The organism is Litoreibacter arenae DSM 19593 (assembly GCF_000442275.2).
In the GTDB taxonomy this organism is placed as follows: Bacteria; Pseudomonadota; Alphaproteobacteria; order Rhodobacterales; family Rhodobacteraceae; genus Litoreibacter; species Litoreibacter arenae.
In genome coordinates this window covers 116,100-137,306 of record NZ_KE557306.1, presented here as the reverse complement: position 1 = coordinate 137,306, position 21,207 = coordinate 116,100, and the positions used below count along the sequence as shown (strand labels likewise).

At 62.8% G+C, this 21,207-nt stretch carries 20 protein-coding genes; 6 read left to right on the top strand and 14 right to left on the bottom strand.

Going from position 1 to position 21,207, the window contains the following annotated elements; genetic code table 11:
* Positions 1-306: 306 nt before the first annotated feature.
* The 11 genes from THALAR_RS00735 to modA form a co-directional block, all read right to left on the bottom strand.
* On the bottom strand, positions 307-1,308 hold the full coding sequence (locus tag THALAR_RS00735) for a hypothetical protein (RefSeq protein ID WP_021099538.1): 1,002 nt from the start codon (positions 1,306-1,308) through the stop codon (positions 307-309).
* A gap of 102 nt (positions 1,309-1,410) precedes the next feature.
* Positions 1,411-2,097, bottom strand: coding sequence for an adenylate kinase (locus tag THALAR_RS00730; protein ID WP_021099537.1), 687 nt, complete (start codon positions 2,095-2,097; stop codon positions 1,411-1,413).
* Positions 2,097-4,064 carry an acetate--CoA ligase gene (gene acs / locus THALAR_RS00725; RefSeq protein WP_051153610.1) on the bottom strand — a complete coding sequence of 656 codons (1,968 nt, stop codon included), beginning with the start codon at positions 4,062-4,064 and terminating at the stop codon, positions 2,097-2,099. Before acs ends, THALAR_RS00730 begins: the two co-directional genes overlap by 1 nt.
* A gap of 377 nt (positions 4,065-4,441) precedes the next feature.
* Entirely contained in the window at positions 4,442-5,857 is a 1,416-nt protein-coding gene (locus THALAR_RS00720) for a homospermidine synthase (RefSeq protein WP_021099535.1), read from the bottom strand.
* A 67-nt stretch (positions 5,858-5,924) separates the two neighbouring features.
* Positions 5,925-6,545: a 30S ribosomal protein S4 gene (rpsD, locus tag THALAR_RS00715; protein ID WP_040817416.1), complete on the bottom strand. Its 621-nt coding sequence runs from the start codon at positions 6,543-6,545 to the stop codon at positions 5,925-5,927.
* Positions 6,546-6,677: 132 nt separating this feature from the next.
* Complete coding sequence (locus tag THALAR_RS00710) at positions 6,678-7,367, bottom strand: M50 family metallopeptidase (protein ID WP_021099533.1); 690 nt, start codon at positions 7,365-7,367, stop codon at positions 6,678-6,680.
* Positions 7,368-7,371: 4 nt separating this feature from the next.
* A complete protein-coding gene (locus tag THALAR_RS00705) occupies positions 7,372-8,430 on the bottom strand; it encodes a Hint domain-containing protein (RefSeq protein ID WP_021099532.1) in 1,059 nt (352 codons plus the stop codon).
* A 142-nt stretch (positions 8,431-8,572) separates the two neighbouring features.
* Positions 8,573-9,484: a lipid A-modifier LpxR family protein gene (locus THALAR_RS00700; RefSeq protein ID WP_021099531.1), complete on the bottom strand. Its 912-nt coding sequence runs from the start codon at positions 9,482-9,484 to the stop codon at positions 8,573-8,575.
* Between the two features lie 107 nt (positions 9,485-9,591).
* Positions 9,592-10,683: a molybdenum ABC transporter ATP-binding protein gene (gene modC / locus THALAR_RS00695; protein ID WP_021099530.1), complete on the bottom strand. Its 1,092-nt coding sequence runs from the start codon at positions 10,681-10,683 to the stop codon at positions 9,592-9,594.
* Positions 10,680-11,366, bottom strand: a complete 687-nt coding sequence (modB, locus tag THALAR_RS00690; RefSeq protein ID WP_021099529.1) for a molybdate ABC transporter permease subunit — start codon at positions 11,364-11,366, stop codon at positions 10,680-10,682. Before modB ends, modC begins: the two co-directional genes overlap by 4 nt.
* The gene (modA, locus tag THALAR_RS00685; RefSeq protein ID WP_021099528.1) at positions 11,366-12,070 is read right to left on the bottom strand and encodes a molybdate ABC transporter substrate-binding protein; all 705 of its coding nucleotides are present in this window, start codon (positions 12,068-12,070) and stop codon (positions 11,366-11,368) included. Before modA ends, modB begins: the two co-directional genes overlap by 1 nt.
* An 84-nt stretch (positions 12,071-12,154) precedes the next feature.
* Between modA and THALAR_RS00680 the strand changes: the two genes are divergently transcribed.
* A complete protein-coding gene (locus THALAR_RS00680; protein WP_021099527.1) occupies positions 12,155-13,129 on the top strand; it encodes a threonine dehydratase in 975 nt (324 codons plus the stop codon).
* A 6-nt stretch (positions 13,130-13,135) separates the two neighbouring features.
* Here the strand turns inward: THALAR_RS00680 and THALAR_RS00675 are convergent, their stop codons facing one another.
* Positions 13,136-14,260, bottom strand: a complete 1,125-nt coding sequence (locus THALAR_RS00675) for an acetoin utilization protein AcuC (RefSeq protein ID WP_021099526.1) — start codon at positions 14,258-14,260, stop codon at positions 13,136-13,138.
* A 122-nt stretch (positions 14,261-14,382) separates the two neighbouring features.
* Between THALAR_RS00675 and THALAR_RS00670 the strand changes: the two genes are divergently transcribed.
* The 5 genes from THALAR_RS00670 to ptsP all read left to right on the top strand — a co-directional run bounded on the left by THALAR_RS00670 (position 14,383) and on the right by ptsP (position 19,685).
* Positions 14,383-14,859 (top strand): NUDIX hydrolase, encoded by a 477-nt coding sequence (locus THALAR_RS00670; RefSeq protein ID WP_021099525.1) that lies wholly within the window; start codon positions 14,383-14,385, stop codon positions 14,857-14,859.
* Between the two features lie 70 nt (positions 14,860-14,929).
* Positions 14,930-15,343, top strand: coding sequence for a DUF1178 family protein (locus THALAR_RS00665; protein ID WP_021099524.1), 414 nt, complete (start codon positions 14,930-14,932; stop codon positions 15,341-15,343).
* Between the two features lie 83 nt (positions 15,344-15,426).
* Positions 15,427-15,987, top strand: coding sequence for a hypothetical protein (locus THALAR_RS00660; RefSeq protein WP_021099523.1), 561 nt, complete (start codon positions 15,427-15,429; stop codon positions 15,985-15,987).
* A gap of 102 nt (positions 15,988-16,089) precedes the next feature.
* A complete protein-coding gene (locus THALAR_RS00655) occupies positions 16,090-17,328 on the top strand; it encodes an aspartate kinase (protein WP_021099522.1) in 1,239 nt (412 codons plus the stop codon).
* Between the two features lie 101 nt (positions 17,329-17,429).
* A complete protein-coding gene (gene ptsP, locus THALAR_RS00650; RefSeq protein WP_021099521.1) occupies positions 17,430-19,685 on the top strand; it encodes a phosphoenolpyruvate--protein phosphotransferase in 2,256 nt (751 codons plus the stop codon).
* Positions 19,686-19,864: 179 nt separating this feature from the next.
* On the opposite strand, the gene THALAR_RS00645 is transcribed toward ptsP, so the two are convergent.
* Both THALAR_RS00645 and THALAR_RS00640 read right to left on the bottom strand, forming a co-directional pair.
* Positions 19,865-20,635, bottom strand: a complete 771-nt coding sequence (locus tag THALAR_RS00645) for an EcsC family protein (protein WP_021099520.1) — start codon at positions 20,633-20,635, stop codon at positions 19,865-19,867.
* The gene (locus THALAR_RS00640; protein WP_021099519.1) at positions 20,632-21,132 is read right to left on the bottom strand and encodes a GNAT family N-acetyltransferase; all 501 of its coding nucleotides are present in this window, start codon (positions 21,130-21,132) and stop codon (positions 20,632-20,634) included. Before THALAR_RS00640 ends, THALAR_RS00645 begins: the two co-directional genes overlap by 4 nt.
* Positions 21,133-21,207: the final 75 nt, after the last annotated feature.

Sequence of the window (21,207 nt, the reverse complement as noted above, 5' to 3'; positions counted from 1 at the left end):
CTCCTGCTCCGCTGAATCCGATACCGCCTGAGCGGTGGCGAGTGATGGAAAACTCGCCAGAAGCAGACACATGAAAATGGTGCAGAAGACAGACTTCACTGGATTTACCGACTATAAACACAACCCTTTACGACGACTGAAACTTGCACAATTTAGACGAAAAGTCGATTCTTATCGTTAATTTGCTTATCCCGTGCCGACTGGATGAACCGGAATCCTATGCCCGACAGGGTCATGCAAGGCACTACCCCGAGACGGGATCACATCAGTTCACTGCACTGCGAAGACGCTGCGCGGTGCTCGTTTCTAGTCCGCAATCACGACGTCATAAGGCACCCGCACGGACGTGCCTTCGGCGTCGGGCCGCGACAGGTCGGTGAGGACCAGCTCCACCAGATATTCACCGGGGTTCGTCAGCGAAAACCCGGCGGTCACGAAGTTGGAGAAGTAGTCGTCGGGCACCGGAATGCGGTGGGTGCTTTGGCCGGTATAGGTGTAGGCGTTCTCCATCACCTGCTTGCCGTCGCCATCCTTTCGGGTGACTTCCAGATCCAGCCGGATCTCGTAGCGGGCCTTGGAGGTGCCGGGATCGAAACGACCGACATTCAGGATATTGGCGTGGAAATCCATCTTTTCGCCCGGTTTGTAGACATTGCTGGCGCGGCGCACGGGGCCGTTGGCGGTGTTCGGATCGCTCGGGTCGATCAGCGCCTTGGAACTCACCGCCATCGGCGGCAGGTTGGTCTGACGCTCCGCCGCGCCTACGTCGATCTGCTGGTCGAACGGCGTGCGCGGGCCGAATTCATCGAGATTGTTCATCGCATAGGTGATCGCCGCCGCGTAGCAATCCACCCGCGCTTGCGGGTCGTTTATGGTGAGGATTGTGTCCGTATGGATAAACTCGCGCCCGGTCAGGGGTTTACGCACCAAAGCGCAGCCATCGCTTTGCAGCATCGCGAAAGAGCCATCCAGAAGCGGCGCGTCGGGGTTAGGGGTGGTCAGGGTTTTAATGACCTCGGCATGTTTTGCCGGGTCGGTGGTGCCAAGATTACCCGTCACCATGAACACCACGGTGCCGTCACCCTCGGACTTGGCTTTCTCGATAGTGCGGTCGATGGCGTAGAAATCCGTGTCGATCACGGTCTGCACCTGATCCTCGACGCCCGCCTGTGTCAGGGCTTGCGACCATTCCGCGTCGACGACGGTGCGTCCCGCGCCTTGGTTAATCAGAACAAACCACGCCTTGGTGTCCTGCGCCGCAGCGGATGTGGCGGTCAGGGCGAGGAGAAGGGCCGCACAATATTTCATCGAAAACACCTGAGATTAAAGAAACTAGCCCCAAGCGTAACAAAGGGCGCAGCAGGTGCGCCCTTTATTATTTCTACCCGCAGGAGATCGGCGGAAACAGGCTCAGGCCGACACGCGGCTCACAATCGCGCCCAGATCGGCGGCGATTGCCTTGATGTCGCCCATCGCGACGACGCGGACCAATACACCCTTGCCATCGTAGTAGTCGATCAGGGGTGCGGTCTGCGCGTGGTAAGCCTCCAGCCGGGACGCCACGGTTTCGGCATTGTCATCGGCGCGGCGCACCATGTTGATGGAGCCGCATTTGTCGCAAGTCTCGGCAACAACCGGAGCCTTGAACGTGTCGTGATACCCCTCGCCACAACCGCCACAGGTGAAGCGGCCCGCGATGCGCGTGACCATCTCGGCGTCATCCACATCCAGCGAAATCGCGGCGTTGATGCGCTGGCCGTTGGCGGCCAGCAAATCGTCCAGCGCCTCGGCCTGCACCGTGGTGCGCGGGAAGCCGTCGAGGATCACGCCCTTGGCGCAATCAGGCTCCGCCAGCCGGTCCTTGAGGATCGCCAGCACGATCTCGTCGCTGACCAGCCCGCCGCTTTCCATCACCGCCTTGGCCTGCTTGCCGGCCTCGGTGCCTGCGGCCACGGCTGCACGAAGCAAATCGCCGGTGGACAGTTGCACAAGGCCGAAGCTGTCTTCGAGCATCCGCGCCTGCGTGCCCTTCCCCGCGCCCGGAGGCCCGAGGAGGATCAGAACCGGCGCGGCCGAAGGATTGTTGGAGCCGTCCATCACGCGTCCTTCCGGTTCATGCGGTTGTCGACAAGATCATCGACTACGGCAGGTTCCGCCAGCGTCGAGGTGTCACCCAACGCGCCGAAATCATCCTCGGCAATCTTGCGCAGAATGCGGCGCATGATCTTGCCGGAGCGGGTTTTCGGCAGGCCCGGCGCCCATTGGATCAGGTCCGGCTTGGCAATCGGGCCGATCTCGGTGCGGACCCATTTTTCCAGCTCCTTGCGCAGCTCCTCGGTCGGCTCCACACCGTTCATCAGGGTGACATAGGCGTAGATGCCCTGCCCCTTGATGTCATGCGGGTAGCCGACCACAGCGGCCTCCGCCACCTTCTCATGCGCGACGAGGGCGCTTTCAACCTCGGCGGTGCCCATGCGGTGACCCGACACGTTGATCACATCGTCCACGCGGCCGGTGATCCAGTAGTCGCCATCGGCATCGCGCTTGCAGCCGTCGCCGGTGAAGTAGTAGCCGGGGTAGTCGCTGAAATAGGTCTTCTCGAACCGCTCGTGGTCGCCCCAGACGGTGCGCATCTGGCCGGGCCACGAGTTTGCGATGACAAGGACGCCTTCGACGTCATTGCCCTCGATCACTTCGGCCGATTGCGGGTCCAGAACCAGAGGCTTGATCCCGAAGAACGGCTGCTGTGCGGAGCCGGGCTTGAGGTTCGTGGCACCCGGCAGCGGGGTCATCAGGTGGCCGCCGGTTTCAGTCTGCCACCATGTGTCCACGATCGGCACTTTGCCTTTGCCCACGACGTTGTAGTACCACGTCCACGCCTCGGGGTTGATCGGCTCGCCCACGGTGCCCAGCACCTTCAGGTCGCTCAGGTCGTATTTCTCGACGAACTCGTTGCCCTGCCCCATCAGCGCGCGCAGCGCGGTCGGCGCAGTGTAGAACTGGTTTACCTTGTGCTTTTCGCAAACCTCCCAGAAGCGGCCCGCGTCAGGATAGGTCGGTACGCCCTCGAACATGATGGTGGTCGCGCCGTTGGCCAGCGGGCCGTAGACGATGTAGCTGTGGCCGGTGACCCAGCCCACATCCGCAGTGCACCAGAACACGTCGCCGTCATGGTAGTCGAATGTGTATTGATGCGTCATCGCGGCATAAGCCAGATAGCCGCCGGTGCTGTGCACCACGCCCTTGGGCTGGCCGGTCGAGCCGGAGGTGTAGAGGATGAACAGCGGGTCTTCGGCGTTCATCTCGACCGGCTTGCTGACGTCGTCGGCCTCCATCGCCATGTCGTTATAGTCGTAGTCACGGCTGGTCCATGTGGTCTGCCCGCCGGTGCGCTTGACCACCAGACATTTGACGCTGTCCTTGCAATGCAGCAGCGCCTGATCTGTGTTCGACTTCAGCGCGGTCTTGCGGCCACCGCGGGGGGCTTCATCGGCGGTTATGACCACCTTGGCGTCGCAGCCGTTGATCCGCGCACCAAGCGCGTCGGGCGAGAAGCCCGCGAATACGATGGAATGGATCGCGCCGATACGCGCGCAGGCCAGCATGGCGTAGGCGGCTTCGGGGATCATCGGCAGGTAGATGACCACGCGGTCGCCTTTGCGCACCCCGAGGGTTTCCAGCACGTTGGCCATCTTGCACACGTCGCGGTGAAGCTGCTTGTAGGTGATGTGCTTGGCGTCATCCTTGGGATCGTCCGGCTCCCAGATGATCGCGGTCTGGTCGCCACGGGTTTCCAGATGGCGGTCGATGCAGTTGGCGGCAACGTTGAGGGTGCCGTCCTCGTACCACTTGATATGCACGTTCCCCAGATCGAAGCTCACGTCCGACACTTTGGAGAACGGCTTGATCCAGTCCAGCCGCTTGCCCTGCTCTGCCCAAAAGGCGTCCGGGTCGGCCATGGAGGCCTCATACATTTTCTCGTAGCCGGCGGCGTCCACATGCGCTGCTTTCGCGAACGCGGGATCAGGGGCGTAGGTCTTGTCTGGATTGGAATGTGTCGTCATGTGGTCCTCCGCAAAATCTGGGGCAGGGAGCGTGTCGGCGGCGCAGAAAGAGCCGTGCGCCATCGTCGGGTATGGCCCCCCTTGAGGCGGTTATAACACGCCGTTTCAGGAATTTCCGCCAAGCGACGGGTATTGAATGAAAATCTTGTAAATTTATTTGTCTGGGACAGCAGGTTGCAGAAAAGAACTATGTAAATTCAGTAAATATTACTGCGCTATATGGGCTTGCTGCAAAGCAGCGAAGCTGCCAACCACCCCTGCTTGAGGAGGATTTTATGCTGTGCCGCTTGCACTCGCGCCCCCGCAGCGCGCACGCATGGAGCGCAAAATGACGCAGCGGCAGGCAAGCCGCCCAAGAGCGGGCGACCTGCGATTCTTTAACTGGCGAGCACGTTGCGGAACTGCCAGGGATCGCTCTCGTCGATGTCTTCGGGGAAATGCTGCCAGCGGTCCTGCAAAGGCGTCCAGTCTGTGTAATGCCCCTCGACCGGTCCCAGATAGGGCCGCTGCACCTCAAGGCACCGCGCATGGTCCATCTCGTCGGTCTCGACAATCCCCGCATTCGGGTTCTCCAACGCCCAGACCATGCCCGCCAGCACCGCTGACGTGACCTGCAATCCCGTCGCGTTCTGATACGGGGCCAGCTTGCGCGTTTCGGCGTTGGACAGGCGCGAGCCGAACCACAGCGCATTCTTCTCATGGCCGTAGAGCAGCACGCCCAACTCGTCGATGCCCTCGACGATCTCATCCACGTCGAGGATTTCATGCTCGACCTGTTGGCGGCCGGAGCCGAACATCTCGTGCAGCGACAGCACCGCGTCGTCGCAGGGGTGGTAGGCATAGTGGCAGGTCGGGCGATACTCAGGCGCATCCGCCGCGCCGACGGTGTAGTAATCCGAGATAGACACCGCCTCGTTATGGGTCACCAGATAGCCGAATTGCGGACCCGGCGTGGGGCACCATGTATGCACCCGGGTGATCGCACCCGGGCGTTCCAGCCAGATCGCCGACTGACAGCCCACATCATAGCTATGCGCGTTCTCCGGCATCCACGTCTCGTGCGTGCCCCAGCCCAATTCAGCAGGCTGGAAGCCTTCGGCGATGAAGCCTTCGACCGACCATGTGTTCACGAACACATTTCGCGGGCGTGGCAGGCGGCGGGCCTGCGTGTCGCGTTCGGCAATGTGGACGCCTTTGACACCGAGTGATTGCATCAGCTTGCCCCACCCTTCGCGGGTCGAAGGCGCGGTCGCGTCCTTGCCGGTGTCCTGCGCCAGCATCAGCAGCGCCTCCTTGACGAACCAGCTCACCATGCCGGGGTTGGCCCCGCAGCACGACACCGCCGTCGAGCCGCCGGGGTTCGCCGCCTTCTCGTCGCGCACTTTCTGGCGCAGGGCATAGTTGGTCCGCTCCGCGTTGCTTTCGGTCTCGAAATAGAACCCGTCCCACGGCTCCACCACGGTGTCGATATACGGCACCTCCATCTCGCGGCAGAACTTCATCAGGTCCAGCGAGGACGTGTCCACCGACAGGTTCACCACGAAGCCGCGACCCCGCTCCAGCATGCCCCCCAGCAACTCGCGGTAATTGTCGCGAGTCACCGCGTCCGGCACGAAGCGGATGTTGTGCTGCTTGAGGAAGTTGTGGTTGTCGGCGTTCGGCTCGATCACCACGAACTTGTCGGCGTCATACTCGAAATGCCGCTCGATCAGCGGCCATGTGCCCTTGCCGATAGAGCCGAAGCCGATCATCACGATGGGGCCGTCAATACGCCCGTAGACTGGGTGGGTCATTTATCTTCCTCCAAAGCAAAAAGACCGCCCCGAGGGGCGGCCTTTGGGACTGAATGCCGCAAGAACCTTAGTTCTGTGCGTAGTATTCGATCACGAGGTTCGGTTCCATCATGACAGGGTAAGGCACATCGCCCAGACCCGGAGTGCGCACGAAGGTCGCTTTCATTTTGGAGTGGTCGACTTCCATGTAGTCGGGAACGTCACGCTCCGGCAGTTGCGATGCTTCGAGCACCAGCGCCATTTGCTTGGACTTCTCGCGGACTTCGATCACGTCGCCTTCCTTCACACGGTAGGACGGGATGTTCACACGCTGGCCGTTCACGGTCACGTGGCCGTGGTTGACGAACTGGCGGGCCGCAAAAACGGTCGGCACGAACTTGGCGCGGTACACGACGGCGTCCAGGCGACGCTCCAGCAGGCCGATCAGGTTTTCACCGGTGTCGCCTTTGACGCGGGCAGCTTCAACGTAGGTACGCTTGAACTGCTTCTCGGTCAGGTCGCCATAGTAGCCTTTCAGCTTCTGCTTGGCGCGCAGTTGCAGACCGAAGTCGGACAGCTTGCCCTTGCGGCGCTGACCGTGCTGGCCGGGGCCATATTCACGACGGTTGACGGGGGATTTCGGACGGCCCCAGATGTTTTCACCCATCCGGCGGTCAATTTTGTATTTGGCAGCAGTACGTTTCGTCACTTGCTGATCTCCTTCTTTCGGTTTCAGAAGGGCGTTGTCCTCTCTGCGGATTTTGCCGCAGCGACAGGGCATCCCCTTGCGGGGGCCACCAACACCAATGAAGCCGCGCTTATAGACGGGTTGCAGAGGGAGTCAATCGGCTTTTGTGGCCTGCCGAAACACGATGTTGCTGGGTGCCCGCAAGCCGTATCGGAGGCTGGCCCCGATCGCCAGCACGCTGAGTATGAGCCACAGCCCGCCCCACAGCACCGTGGCCCCGCCGAACTCCTGCGCCATCATCCGCGCGTCCGATTGCAGATGCGCCCGCGCGATGGTGTCGGAGAAGATGTCGAACGGCACATAGATCATCGAGGTCAGCCCGATCACGCGCAGCACCAGATCATTGGCGCGGTGGTCCAGCCAGCGCGCCATGGCCAGCAACACCACCGCCAGCCCGACGCAAAACACAAGTGCAAACAGGTCGCGCAGATACAGCGCGGACACCAACAGCAACGCGACCCCCAGCCCCGCAACAACCGCGCGGTCGGCGGTGCTGCGCAACGCCGCGAACAACAGCGCCATGCCGAACAGCAGCGAGCCGAGATATCCGGCGCTTAACGTCAGGAACCGCGAGCCGCCACGTATCATCGCCTGCCCGCCCTGCTGGGGTGAGATGGTGATCTGCTCGATGGAGCCACCAGTCAGCACCGCCGCCAGCCCGTGGGACAACTCGTGCAGCAAAACAACGATGATTTTCAACGGCACCATGACCGGTGTGGACCACAGCGCGAAGATCACCGCGACGAGCGCCAGCAATTGCCAATGGCCCTTCACGAAGGCCACGCGGCTACACCATGTCGTGGGTCAGGATTGCGGCCTCGGACCGGTCCAGATTGCGACGTGCAAAGGGGCCGTAGCTATGCAGGTCGGCTTGCAACTCGGGAAACAACTCCAGCAGGCCCGCCCGCTGGTGGTCGTCGACCGTCTTCAGCGTGGTGTTGGCCGGATGATAGCTTTCCGTCTGCACGCCGTTCGCCCACAGCACCTGATGGCGCGACAGCAGCAGGTGGATATAGGTCACCTCCTTGACGGTGTGGTCCACGAAGACGCTGGTGTCGTTGATCAGGTCGGAAGCCGCGACCAGCACCTCGGGCTGGTTGAACAACGCCTGCGCCTTGGGGCCGGAAAACACGATCCGGTGATGCGGGGACACCAGCAGGTCGGCATCCGGCACGTCCTGATCCAGCGCGGCCGCGCGAAGCCGCACGGGGCGCAGTTCGGGCATGGCATACAGGCGGGCGCCGGACATGCGGCGTTGGCCGATCCAAAGGATCTCTTGCGGGCCGTCATCCTTGGTCTGCACCATGTCGCCGACAGCGAGCTGGTCAACGAGCGCGTCGCCATCCGGCGTGCGGATACGGGTGCCTTGGGTGAAGCAGATCACGTCACCACCGAAATCACTTGAACGGTGCTGGACCGGTCGCGCCCCCGGCGTGGAGGTCACGCGGTAATCTCGCCCCGCGAGCGGAACGCCATCTGCGCACCACCATAAGACCGCCTCCAAGCGGGGCGACCGTATCGGCACCAGCGTGAAATGCACCTCGCCATCCGACAGGACGTAGCCGTCGGGGCCGGTCGGTGCGCGGTCATCGCCGATCTTCAGATCGCCGCATTCGGGCAGGTCGAACCTGCGCTCCACCACCTGCGCGACACGACGGCGAAACTCGTCACGCCCGATCTCATTGGTGAGGATCAAAGGAGAATGCGCCCCGTCCAGACGCACGGCGTCCCCGTGCCATGACCAGACCTGACCGGCCTGAGGCAGCTGATCCGGCGCACATCGCGCACCATCCAGCTGGATTTGGTCTGACGTGAGGACATACGTGCCTGTAAAGCCCGTGTTCATGTCCGTTACCTGCTCTAGTCTTTTTATCGTTGGTCGTCTTTTTCTGAGCGGTAGCACGAAAACCGGAGTCTGGATAGATACGCGTTAACAATTTGTTAACGCATGAAGCTAACCTGTTGCATAGAGGCCTCCCTCCGGCGGGCTAGAATTCGAAGCGCGCGCTTAGCGAGCCGACAAACTGCCCTTCGGGCTGGGTCTCGTATTCCTCGCTCAGATAGGTCGCACCGTAGAACAGCGCCCCGTGCTTGAACTGCTGGTGCAGCCCCGCCCGAAACCGCGCGCGCATGTCCTTTTTGGCGATGCCCGGCGTGTCCAGATACCGGCTGTCGGCCACATAGGCGACGTCACCGCCAAGCATGAGCGACAGGCCGCCCGGGCGGTCGCCCCTGATGCCGGTGTAGAACTGCCCCGTGGTGCTGTCGCGCAGCAGCAAAGCGCCCTGCCCGACGCCGCCGAAGGTCACATCCGCCCCGATCCGCGCGAGCGTTTCCGCACCGGCCTGCATTTCCACGAACGGGCGAAGGTTGCCTGACCCGCCGAGAGCATATTCGCGCCCCGCTTCAAAAGTGACGGTCGGGTAAACCGCGTTATCCACCTGAAACCCGTCCACATTCACGGGGCTGGGGCCAAAGATGCCATGCAACTCGTCCTGTAGCTGGTCCAGCTTGGTTTGCGGGCCGACAAAGACCAGATCGAGCCCGAGGCTCATCTGCGTCGCACCCTTCCGGAAATGGGTGTGCGCACCAAAGGATAACGCGCCCACATAGCGCCGGTCCGACGCGCGCGGCGCGGCCACGTTGACCGGCGTGATCATCTCGGCACGGATGCGGTATTCGATCAACTCCCCGAACCGCACAGGCCGCTGGCCGGACCAGTCCGACCCGCGCAGATGAGACACCACAAAGGACGCGCTGCGCCAGCGGTCCTGATTGTCGCCCAGCGCGTCGTTGTTGGTCAGGATGCCCCAGCCGAGCGACCGGTGGCCATCCGCCATAGCGCTTGCCGTCGCGCCCAGCAGGAACGTCAGCACAAGAAGGACGCGGGGAAATGTCATTGCAGGCCTCCGGGGCGTGAAAGTTGGCGCGTTTATCCGCAAAGCGGTGGAAGCGCACAAGAAGCCGTTGCGCACGTTTCGGGCAATCGGTCTTTTCGGCAACAGGGCTACGTGCTGCCACGCCCGCCCATATCGGTCGGTGCCACGGAGACCGATTTGATCACCGCGTAGCAATTCAGCCCCGCCCGCAGCCCCATCGCCCGGGCCGACCGGCGCGTCACCCGCGCCATCAGATCGACTGAGCCAGAGCGTAGCGCAACCGCCACGCCGGGGCCGTGGCCCTCGTGCAATTGCGTCACCGAACAGGGCAGAATGTTCAACGCCGACAGCCCATCGGGCTTGTCTTTTGACAACATTACGTCACTGGCACGAATACGCACGCGCAGGGTTTCGCCGTCCGACGCTTGCACTTTTGGAAGATAAAGCCGCCCCGCGCCGCAGGACAGCTCGCTCAGTCCGTCGCCCGCGTCGGACCGCGCCACGGTCACGTTCAAAATCGCCCCTGCCTCACGCACGCCTATGTCGGCGACGGCAGCGGGATCGGACAGGATCTGCGCCAACGGGCCGGAGCGCACGACCCGCCCGTCGCGCATCACCACCAGATGATCTGCCAGCTGGGCCACCTCCGCCATGGCGTGGCTGACATAGAAAACCGGAATGCTGGTCCGCGCGACCAAGGCTTGCAGGTAAGGCAGAAATTCGGATTTACGCGCATCGTCCAGCGCTGCCAGCGGCTCGTCCATCAGCAAGACTTTGGGCTGGCTCATGATGGCGCGGGCGATCGCCACCCGCTGCGCCTCGCCGCCGGACAAATCGCGCGGGCGGCGCTCCATCAGGTGGTCGATGCCCAGCGCGGCCAAGCCGCCATCCATTGGCGTGGAATGCGACTGCATGGGGCGCCCGTATTCTATGTTCTCCAGCACGCTCATATGCGGAAACAGGCGCGGCTCTTGGAACACATAGCCGATCCGGCGTTTGTGCGGCGGCACGAATATGCCCTTGGAACTGTCGAACAGCACATGCCCGCCCACGCGAATGTGGCCCGCGTCCGGGCGGCTCAGTCCCGCGATCGCGTTGATCACCGATGTTTTGCCACAGCCCGACGGCCCGAACAGCGCGGTGACGCCGCCCTCGCCTTCGAACCCCGCGTCCAAGGTGAACCCGCCAAGGCTCTGCGTGATCTGGACGGAAACGCTCATAACCGCCGCCCCGCGACTTTACGCGCAATCCACTCGGACACGGCGACCGCACCCAGCGCAATCACCAGAGACACCAGCACCAACCGCCCCGCTTGGCTTTCGCCACCGGGCACTTGCAGGAACGCATAGATGGCCGAGGGGATGGTCTGCGTCTGCCCCGGAATGGCGGCAACGAAGGTGATTGTCGCGCCGAACTCGCCCATGGCCTTGGCGAAGCCCAGAACCGCGCCTGCAATCACCGACGGCAAGGCGGCGGGCAAGGTGATCGTGCGAAACACCCGCCACGGCGACGCGCCGAGGGTGGTGGCGGCCTCCTCCAGCCTGCGGTCGCTGGCCTCGAACCCCAGCCGGATCGCCCGAACCATCAAAGGAAACGCCATGATCGCGGCGGCCAGGGCCGCTCCCGTCCAGCGGAAGGCGAACACAATGCCAAGATTGCTGAGGAAGCCGCCCACCGCGCCTTGCGTGCCGAAGGTCAAAAGCAGCAGGTAGCCGGTGACCACCGGAGGCAGCACCAGTGGCAAGAGCACCAGCGCGTTCAACACGCCCTTGCCCGCGAAGTCCCGTCGCGCCAGCAGATGGGCCACCCATATGGCAAGTGGTAGGATCGCCAACGTCGCCACGATGGACACGCGCAGCGACAGCGCCACCGCGCCCCATTCCTGTGGCCCCAGACCCAGCATCAAGGCGTCCCGAACCCGTGCGCGGCATAGATCGCCCTTGCGCGGTCGCTTTGAAGCGCTTGCAGAACGGCGTCGGCCGCTGGTCCCGCGCTGGCTGTCAAGGCCACGGGATAGCGGATCGGCAGGTCGGGCAATTCGGGCAAGGCGTGGATCACATGGATCGCAGGCTCCGCCACGGCGTCGCTGGCATAGACCACCGCAAAGGGCACCTCGCCACGGGCGGCCAAGGCCAGCGCCGCGCGGGCGTTATCGGTTTCAACCAGACGCGGGGAGATGGTGTCCCAGTGGCCCGCGCGTTCCAGATAGGCCTTCGCGTAGATGCCAACGGGCACCGAGGCGACCAGCCCCGTCGCGACGCGGCCATCGCTTGCGAGCATATCTTCGAAGGGCGCCGCCTCATGGCCGACAATCACCAGCGCGTTCGACAACAGCTCCACGCGGCTCTCGGCTCGGATCGCGCCCGCATCTTGCGCCGCGTCCATCCAGACCTCGTTGGCGGAAAAGAAGATATCCGCCGGTGCGCCTTGCATGATCTGCCGCGCCAACAGCCCGCTGCCGCCGTAGGAGATGCGCACGGGCAGGCCCTCAGTCACCTCGTCCAGAGCCGTCTTCAGGCTGGAGGCGGCGAAGATCACCACGTCCTGCGCCCGCACGGGCAGCGCGGCAAGGCAAAACACCAAAGCTATGAAAAGACGACGGATCATGGCGGGTGATTGTGGGCAAAGAACAGGCGGGCGCAAGGCCAAATGCCGCTTGCAGCACGGCGCAGGCCCGCTAGGCTGCGCGTCATGATGACATTCACCAAATCCGAGCTTGAGGACGCCTGCGCCCTCGTCTACCGCCACATGCCCGCCACGGCGCAGTATAGCTGGCCGATGCTGAACGCCCGCACGGGCACCCCCACTTGGGTGAAGCATGAAAACCACGGGCCCACCGGCGCGTTCAAGATGCGCGGGGCGATCACCTTCATGGACTGGCTGACCCGCACCCACCCGGGCGTGCCGGGCATCTGCACAGCCACAAAGGGCAACCACGGGCAAGGCCAGGCGCGGATGGCCACGGCGGCGGGTCTACGCGCGTTGATCTACGTCCCCCACGGCAACTCGGTCGAGAAAAACGCCGCCATGCGCGCTTTCGGGGCGGAGCTGGTGGAGCACGGGCAGGATTTCGATGAGGCCAAGGCAGAAGCCTTCCGCGTGGCCGAAGAACAGGGCCTGTTCATCGTGCCGCCTTTCCACAAAGAACTGGTGCGCGGCGTGGCGACCTATGCGTTCGAGTTGCTCTCCGCCCAGCCCGATCTGGACACGATCTATGTCCCTATAGGCTGCGGCTCCGGCATCTGTGGCACCATTCTGGCGCGGGATGCCTTGGGACTGAAAACCAAAGTGGTGGGCGTGGTGTCGGAGAATGCCCCGACCGCAAAACTATCGGTCGAGGCGGGCCGCATGGTCGAGACCGACAGCGCCAACACATTCGCCGACGGCATGGCCGTCCGCCTGCCCGTGCAAGAGGCCTATGACATCTACTCCAAAGGCGCGGAGCGGATCATCACCGTCAGCGATGACGAGGTCGCCGAGGCGATCCGCGCCTATTACACCTGCACCCACAATCTGGCCGAAGGTGCAGGGGCCGCGCCTCTGGCGGGGTTGTTGCGGGAGAAAGAGCGCATGGCGGGCAAGGACTGCGCGGTGATCCTGTGCGGCGGCAATATCGACACGGACTGGTTCTTGCAGGTTATGGCGGGCAAAACGCCGAAGGTTTAGCCCTCGTTAATACGACGCCTTCAACCGTGCGGTCAGCATATCCAGCCGCGTGCGCAGCTCGTCGCCGATCGCGCCCTCTCGCGGGGTGTCGGTCAGGGTGGTGAACCAATGCTCCGGCGGGTTGCGGCCGTGGCGGTTGCCCTCGAAACTAAGCGCCCGCAGGACCGCTTCGGCCTCGGGCGGCAGACGGTCGGGCGCCTCATGCCCCGCCAATTCGCCCCAAACAGAAGTCCACAACCGCCCCACGCTCCACGGGTTGTAGCCGCCACCGCCCAGCACCAGCAGACGCGGGGCGAGCGGCCGCAATGCCCGCAAGACGCGCAGATGCGCGTTGTTGGACAGGCTCAGATGCGACAGCGGGTCTTCCTCCACCGCGTCCGCCCCGCATTGCAGGACAATCGCGTCGGGGCGATGTGCCGTGACAACCGGCAGGATCAGGCGGTCGAGGATCAGCGCCATTTCCGTGTCGTTCAATCCGCGTGGCACCGGCAGGTTGAAGGCCGAGCCACTAGCGTCGTCCTCCACCGCCCCCGTGCGCGGCCACAGGCCTTCCTCATGCACCGAGACCATGATGGTGTCGGGATCCCCTGCGAAGCCATGCTCGACCCCGTCGGGATGATGTGCGTCGATATCCACATAGGCGATGCGCTGCACGCCTTGGCGGCGCAACGACAGCATCGCCAGCACCGGATCGTTGAGGTAGCAAAATCCCCCCGCACGGTCGGGAAAGCCGTGATGCGTGCCGCCTGCGGGGCTGTAGACCACGCCGCCGTCTGCCAGCAACTCGCCTGCCAGCATGGCGCCCCCGGCGGAGGTCGCCGGGCGGCGGAACATCTCGGGGAAGACCGGATTGTCCAGCGTGCCGATGCGGTGGCGGGCGCGGGTTTCCGCGCTGACATGCTGCGCGTCCTCCGCCGCCTGCAACGCGGCGACATAGTCGGGGCTGTGCCAGATTTCCAGCGCCTTGGGCTTGGCGCGGGGCGAGTTGACGAACTGCGCGGGCGGCAGCCATCCCAAAGCACGGCTCAGGTCCATCACGGTCGACACACGCGGCACGCGCAAGGGGTGCTTCTTGCCATAGGACGAGCCGCGATAAATCTCGGAGCCGATGAAAAGCGGTTGGGTCAACATGGGCCACATACCTAGCGGCTCTGCGCCGAAGGAACAGGGGGTTCGGCGCAATCCTCTTTAATTATTCATTATTCGCGGCTAGTTTAGGGAAAAGGCGTGTAATCGCGCCACCGGAGCAGAGCATGTCGCTGATCAAGATGAAACACCCCGCCCTCCGCATGGAGGACGCCCAGAAACGGGATGTGCGCACCCAATTCGGGGCGTTGTGTTTCCGTGTGCAAGACGGCGAGACGCAGGTGCTTTTGGTGACGTCACGCAAGACGCGGCGCTGGATCATCCCCAAGGGCTGGCCGATGGAAGGCCAGTCCCCCGCGCAGGCCGCCGCCATCGAGGCGTTCGAGGAAGCGGGCGTCGAGGGCAAGGCCTACAACATCTGTCTGGGCCTCTATTCCTACACCAAAATCATGGACAAATCGAACGACCTGCCCTGCGCGGTCTCGGTGTTTCCGCTGAAGGTTCAGAAGACCCACAAGGTCTGGCCTGAAAGCAAGGAGCGGACCCGCAAATGGTTCAGCATCAAAAAGGCCGCGGCCCGTGTGCGCGAGCCCGAATTGCGCAAGATTATCAAGAATTTCGACGCGGCTTTGCTGAAGGGCTAGACCGACAGGGCCTTGCCTTCGCCCCGCGCGTGCCTAAATTTATATGACGCAACAAGGACCTTAGACCCCAATGATCCGCTACGCCCTCACCTGTGCCAAAGACCACAGCTTCGACAGCTGGTTCCAGTCGGCAGACGCCTTCGACAAGCTGTTGTCGGCGGGCATGGTGACTTGCGCCGTGTGCGGCACGGACGAGGTTAAGAAGTCCATCATGGCCCCCCGCGTGCGCACATCGGAGGACAAACCGCTCTCCGCCCCCGCCTCCCCCGCCGAGCAGGCGTTGAAGGAGTTGCGCGCGAAGATCGAGGCTAACTCGGAGAATGTCGGCAAAAATTTCGCCAAGGAAGCCCGCGCCATGCATGACGGCACCGCGCCGGAACGCGCGATCTACGGCGAGGCGAAGCTGAAGGACGCCAAGGCGCTGATCGACGACGGCATTCCCGTTGTGCCCCTGCCGTTTGGACCGAACCGCAAGAACAACTAGCGGGGGCACCTCAACCGGCGCTATAGATTGTCGCTAATTATTGGCGTTCGGGTTCTTGGAACTGAACTAAGGAGAGCTTGGCAATGCCAAATGATGCGCGCCCTGTCCTGTCCATCATCGTTCGGCGGTTTGAGGACGAATTCAAAGATGACATCATGCAGTCCCTCGAACAATTGCAGAAAGCCGCGGCCAATGAGGAAGGATATCTGGGTGACCACAACAGCCTATCGAAGCAGGGTGATTGTTATGAACTCGTAAACGTTTTCTCGTTCGACTCGCGAAAGAACCTCGAAAGGTGGGAAAGCTCGGACCTGCGGAAAGACTGCCTTGCGAATTTGGACCAGCATCCACAAAAGGTAACGAAGCATCCCCATGTCGACGAATTCTCCCTATTTCTAAGTCCGAGGTCGCGGGTGAGCAAAATCGAAATTGTCGTAATTCTGATCTTCTGGATTCTCGTTCTAGGCGCGGCATTGTGCTATTTCGCCGATTTGCTATTACCTGAAACCTTCCCCGCAGCAGTGCGGTCGGTCTTGCTGATTTCAATCAACGTCGTGCTCATCAGCTACGTTTTTCTTCCTTGGACAAGCAAGTTGCTGACACGGCTCAAGACCCGTCCCGCCCACAAGAGGCCCGGCACATGAGCCACCCCCTCTAGCAGCAAGGTGCCTTACTGGCCCCGCGCCCCTTGCCCTTCGTGCCGCCGCGTCATAAGAGGCAGCACGATACGACAAGGGGCAAAACCCATGCCAAGACTGGTTATGAAATTCGGCGGCACGTCCGTCGCCAATCCGGACCGCATCCGCCGCGCCGCAAAGCGCGTGGGCGTCGAGGTGGCCAAGGGCTACGAGGTGATCGTGATCGTGTCGGCCATGTCCGGCAAGACCAACGAGTTGGTGGGCTGGGTCGAGGACGTTTCACCGCTTTATGACGCCCGCGAATACGACGCGATTGTCTCGTCCGGCGAGAACGTGACCGCCGGCCTGATGGCGCTGACCTTGCAGCAAATGGACGTGCCCGCACGCAGCTGGCAGGGCTGGCAGGTGCCGGTGAAGACCACCGACGCACATGGCTCCGCCCGCATCGAGGAAATCCCCACCGCCAATCTGGACGCAAAATTCAACGAGGGCATGAAGGTCGCCGTGGTCGCGGGCTTCCAGGGCATCAGTCATGAGGGCCGCACCACCACGCTGGGGCGCGGCGGCTCCGACACCACTGCCGTCGCATTTGCCGCCGCGTTCGGGGCGGAGCGGTGCGACATCTATACGGACGTGGACGGGGTCTACACCACCGACCCGCGCATCGAGGACAAGGCCCGCAAGCTGGACCGCATCGCCTTCGAGGAAATGCTGGAACTGGCCTCGCTGGGCGCAAAGGTTCTGCAAACCCGCTCGGTCGAGCTGGCCATGCGCTACGGCGTGAAGCTGCGGGTTCTGTCAAGTTTTGAAGAAATGGACGACAACGCGGGCACACTGGTCTGTGCCGAGGAGGATATCGTGGAAAGCAATGTGGTTTCTGGTGTGGCCTTCGTCAGGGACGAAGCCAAAATGACCCTCATCTCGGTCGCCGACCGTCCGGGCATCGCCGCCGCCATTTTCGGGCCGTTGTCCGAGGCGGGCGTGAACGTGGACATGATCGTGCAAAACATCTCGGAAGAGGGTCGCACGGATATGACCTTCTCCTGCCCCGTCAACGAGGTTCCCCGCGCCGAGAAGGCGATGGCGGACGCCAAGGCCGCCGGTTCCATCAACTACCACGATCTGGTGGCCGACACGGATGTGGCCAAGGTGTCCGTGGTGGGCATCGGGATGCGCAGTCATGCGGGCGTCGCGGCCAAGATGTTCTCCGCGCTTCAGGCGGAAGGCGTCAACATCAAGGTTATCACCACCTCCGAGATCAAGATTTCGGTGCTGATCGACCGCAAATACATGGAACTGGCCGTCCAAGCGCTGCATGACGCGTTTGATCTGGACAAAGTGGCCTAAACCTACCGGCGTTTTCACACTTACGCCGGGGAAGACCTCTCCCCTTCCGTCAAAAACCCCGCTATAGCGGAAATGAAGGACCACGGGGAGAGCCTGCCACATTGCCCGATAATTACGAAAGCGAAAGCCGCAAGCTGCTTGGCCGCCTGCGCGACACCCTTGCCGAAGAAGGCGCGGGACAGGAACGGCTTGACCGCATCACCTCCATCATCGCCGGGTCCATGCGGGCGGATGTGTGTTCAATCTATCTGTTTCGCGACCCGGACACGCTGGAGCTTTGCGCCACCGAGGGCTTGAAGCAAGAGGCCGTGCACCAGACCCGTATGCGCATCGGCGAAGGGCTTGTCGGCCGCGTGGCCCGCACCTCGACACCGGTGAACACGTCTGATGCCCCTTCGGCCAAGGGCTTTCGCTTCATGCCGGAAACCGGCGAGGAGAAATTCTCGTCCTTTCTTGGCCTTCCGATCCAGCGACTGGGCGAGACGCTTGGCGTGCTGGTCGTCCAATCGAAGGACGCCTACGTCTACACCGACGACGAAGTCTACGCGTTGGAGGTTGTGGCCATGGTGTTGGCCGAGATGACCGAGCTGGGTGCCTTTGTCGGTGAAGGCGCCGCCATGGGCGCACGCCATACGCAACAGGCCATGTTCCGGGGCAGTACAGGTCAGGAAGGCGCCGCCGAAGGCTACGTCTACCTGCACGAGCCGCGCGTCGTGGTGACCAACCCGATCGCCGACGACCCGCATGAGGAAATGCGCAGGCTGGAGGAGGCAATGGCCACCCTGCGCGGCAGCGTTGATGACATGCTGGGGGCCGTCGGCAAAAATCCCGACAAAGAACAGATGAAGGTGCTCGAAGCCTACCGGATGTTCGCAAACTCCAAGTCCTGGGGAAGGCGGATCGAGGAGAATATCGGGCTTGGCCTATCCGCCGAGGCCGCCGTGGAGAAAGAACAATCCGCCACCCGCGCCCGCATGCAAAGTGTGCCAGACGCCTATCTGCGAGAGCGGCTGCACGATCTGGACGACCTGTCGAACCGGCTTTTGCGTCTGCTGACCGGTCAGGGCAGCGACACCGGCGCGGAAATGCCGGAAAACCCCATACTGGTTGCCAAGAACATCGGACCGGGCGAATTGTTGGATTATGGCAAGAAGCTCAAGGGCATCGTGCTGGAAGAAGGCTCTGTAGGGTCGCACGCTGCCATCGTGGCGCGGGCCTGGGCCATTCCGCTGGTCATCAACGCCAAACGCATTCTGACGGAGGCGCTCAACGGCGACCATATCCTTGTGGACGGCGATCAGGGCGTGGTTCATCTGCGCCCCGAAGACGCGGTCGCCTCTGCCTTCCGCGACAAGATTGCGATGCAGACGCAAGCGCAGCAGCGCTATGCCTCGATCCGTGACAAGCCAGCAACCACTGTGGACGGCAAGACGATCTCGTTGCATATGAACGCCGGGCTGATCGCCGATCTGCCGTCGCTGATCGGCTCGGGCGCCGAGGGCGTCGGCCTGTTCCGCACCGAACTACAGTTCCTGACCCGCGCCCATGTGCCCCGCCGCTCTGAACTGGCGGCGATCTACAGCTCCGTGATGGATGCGGCTCAGGGCAAGCAGGTGGTGTTCCGCACGCTGGACATCGGCTCCGACAAGGTGCTGCCCTACATGAAGCCCACCGAGGAGCCGAACCCCGCGATGGGGTGGCGCGCGATCCGTGTGGGACTGGACAAGAAGGGCGTGATGCGGATGCAGTTGCAGGCGCTGATCCGCGCTGCGAACGGTCGGCCCTTGTCGGTGATGTTCCCGTTTGTCGCCCAGTTCGACGAGTTCCGCGAGGCACGGCAACATCTGCTGGACGAATTGGACCGGGAGCGGAAGCTGGGCCATGCCCTGCCCGCCGACGTCAAGATCGGCGCCATGCTGGAAACCCCGTCGCTTGCCTTCGCGCCCAAGCAGTTCTTCGAACTGGCGGATTTCATCTCGATCGGCGGGAACGACCTCAAGCAGTTTTTCTTCGCTGCCGACCGCGAGAACGAGCGGGTGCGCAAGCGCTACGACACGCTGAATGTCAGTTTCCTGACATTTCTGGAGCAGATCGTCGCCCGCTGCCAAGACACCAACACACCGATGAGCTTCTGCGGCGAGGACGCGGGTCGACCCATCGAGGCGATGTGTTTCGCCGCCATCGGGATGCGGACTCTGTCCATGCGGCCCGCTTCTATCGGGCCGGTCAAAAGCCTGCTGCGTCGCGTTGATCTGGGTGAGGCAAAAGCGGTCATCGACGCGGCACGCGCGTCGGGTGCGCAATCGGTGAGACCGGCGGTCATGGATTGGCTGACGGGCCGGAACAACAAATCCTGAGCCCCCTGACAATAAAAAAGCCTGCCGTCCGGTTTGATCCGAACGGCAGGCCGAGCCAACAGGAGGGAAGACCCGTCAAAATAAACTGGTTACCTGCATTGACCCGAGATCGCGAATAATGCGGCCGCAGGTCACTTACCCGTCCAGATAACTGCTAAGGTCTTACAAATCGGTTAACCCTAACCGGATTTTTGCGAAACTTCCTTGCGGAACATCTCCACCAAGGCCGCGCGGTCGGTGCCTGTCTCCTCGGCCAGTCGACGCAGGCCGAAACTGATCTGAGCCATTTCCTGATAATAGCTCGTGAAGCTGTAATTGATCGCCGCCCCCGTGACCGCGCCCAGAACCGGAATCGTCTGTGCGGCAAGCTTTTGCCCCATCACCATGGCAAGTTTAGGCGCGATCTGCTTGATGACGCCGTGAAGGGTCGCTCCGGTGACGCTGAGCCGGAGGGTCAGGAAGTTGAGATCGGTGCTGTCATCCTCTGCCAGCGGGCCGGCGGAGGCGAAGACCTGCAAACATTCGGCCCGCGTATCGGGGTGAGTGGTGTCAAAGCCGTTCTCCTCGGCGATGGTCTGGATCGCGCGGAGGATCACGGTGGTGGTCACCGGCAGCTCGGCCAGCGCGGATGGCAGCCCGCCGAACCCGCCAGCGGCCCCGGTGCCCATCGTCAGTGCGCGTGTCATCCACTGGCCGGAATCCGGCACATTGGCACGGGTCTTTGCCGCCGCCGTGAAACTGAACTCCAACGCCTTGATCGTGGCCCCGTCCAGCCCGTCGCGCGCGCCTTTCGGCAATCGCTCCAGCAGGCCTTCCGCCTGTGCGCCAAGCGCGTTCAACACCTTCAATCCGATGCCGCGCGAGTTGCGGTAGCGGGCGGCAAGATGCTTGATTTGCGTCTCCAAAGGAGGATCGGCGGGTCTGACTGGCGGCAAAACTGTCTGGCTCATCTTGAATAAATGCGGCTTTCCGCTGCGGTTTTCAAGGATGTGACCTGTCCTTTGACTCCGTTCCAGTCCCACAATCCCAACACGCGGTCGGGGTTCGTGGGCGGCGGCATCTCGACGCCGTCGACCTTCTGGAACCCGAATTTCCCGTAATATGGCGCGTCGCCGACCAGCAGAACCCGTTTCCAGCCCAGCGCCTCCGCGCGGGCCAGACTGTCGCGCACCAAAGCCCCGCCAAGGCCCTCGCCCTGACGGGTCGGGTGGACAGCAACCGGCCCCAACAGCAGCGCATCATGTGTGCCCACAAGAACAGGCCAGTAGCGGATGGCGCCGCCGATGATGCCCATATCGTCGCTTGCGACCAAGGACAACTCCGGCACCGGATCGACCCCGTCGCGCAAGCGATAGGACGACAGCGCGGTGCGCCCGGGCGCGAAGGACAGGTCATAGAGCGCCTCGACGGCCCACCAGTCCTGCGGAGTTTCGATTCTGAGTTCCAAGCACCCTGCCTGTTTTTGTCTTTCGGCGCAGTCTACATGGCGCTACCTCTTGGGCAACCAAGAAGGAGACGCCAG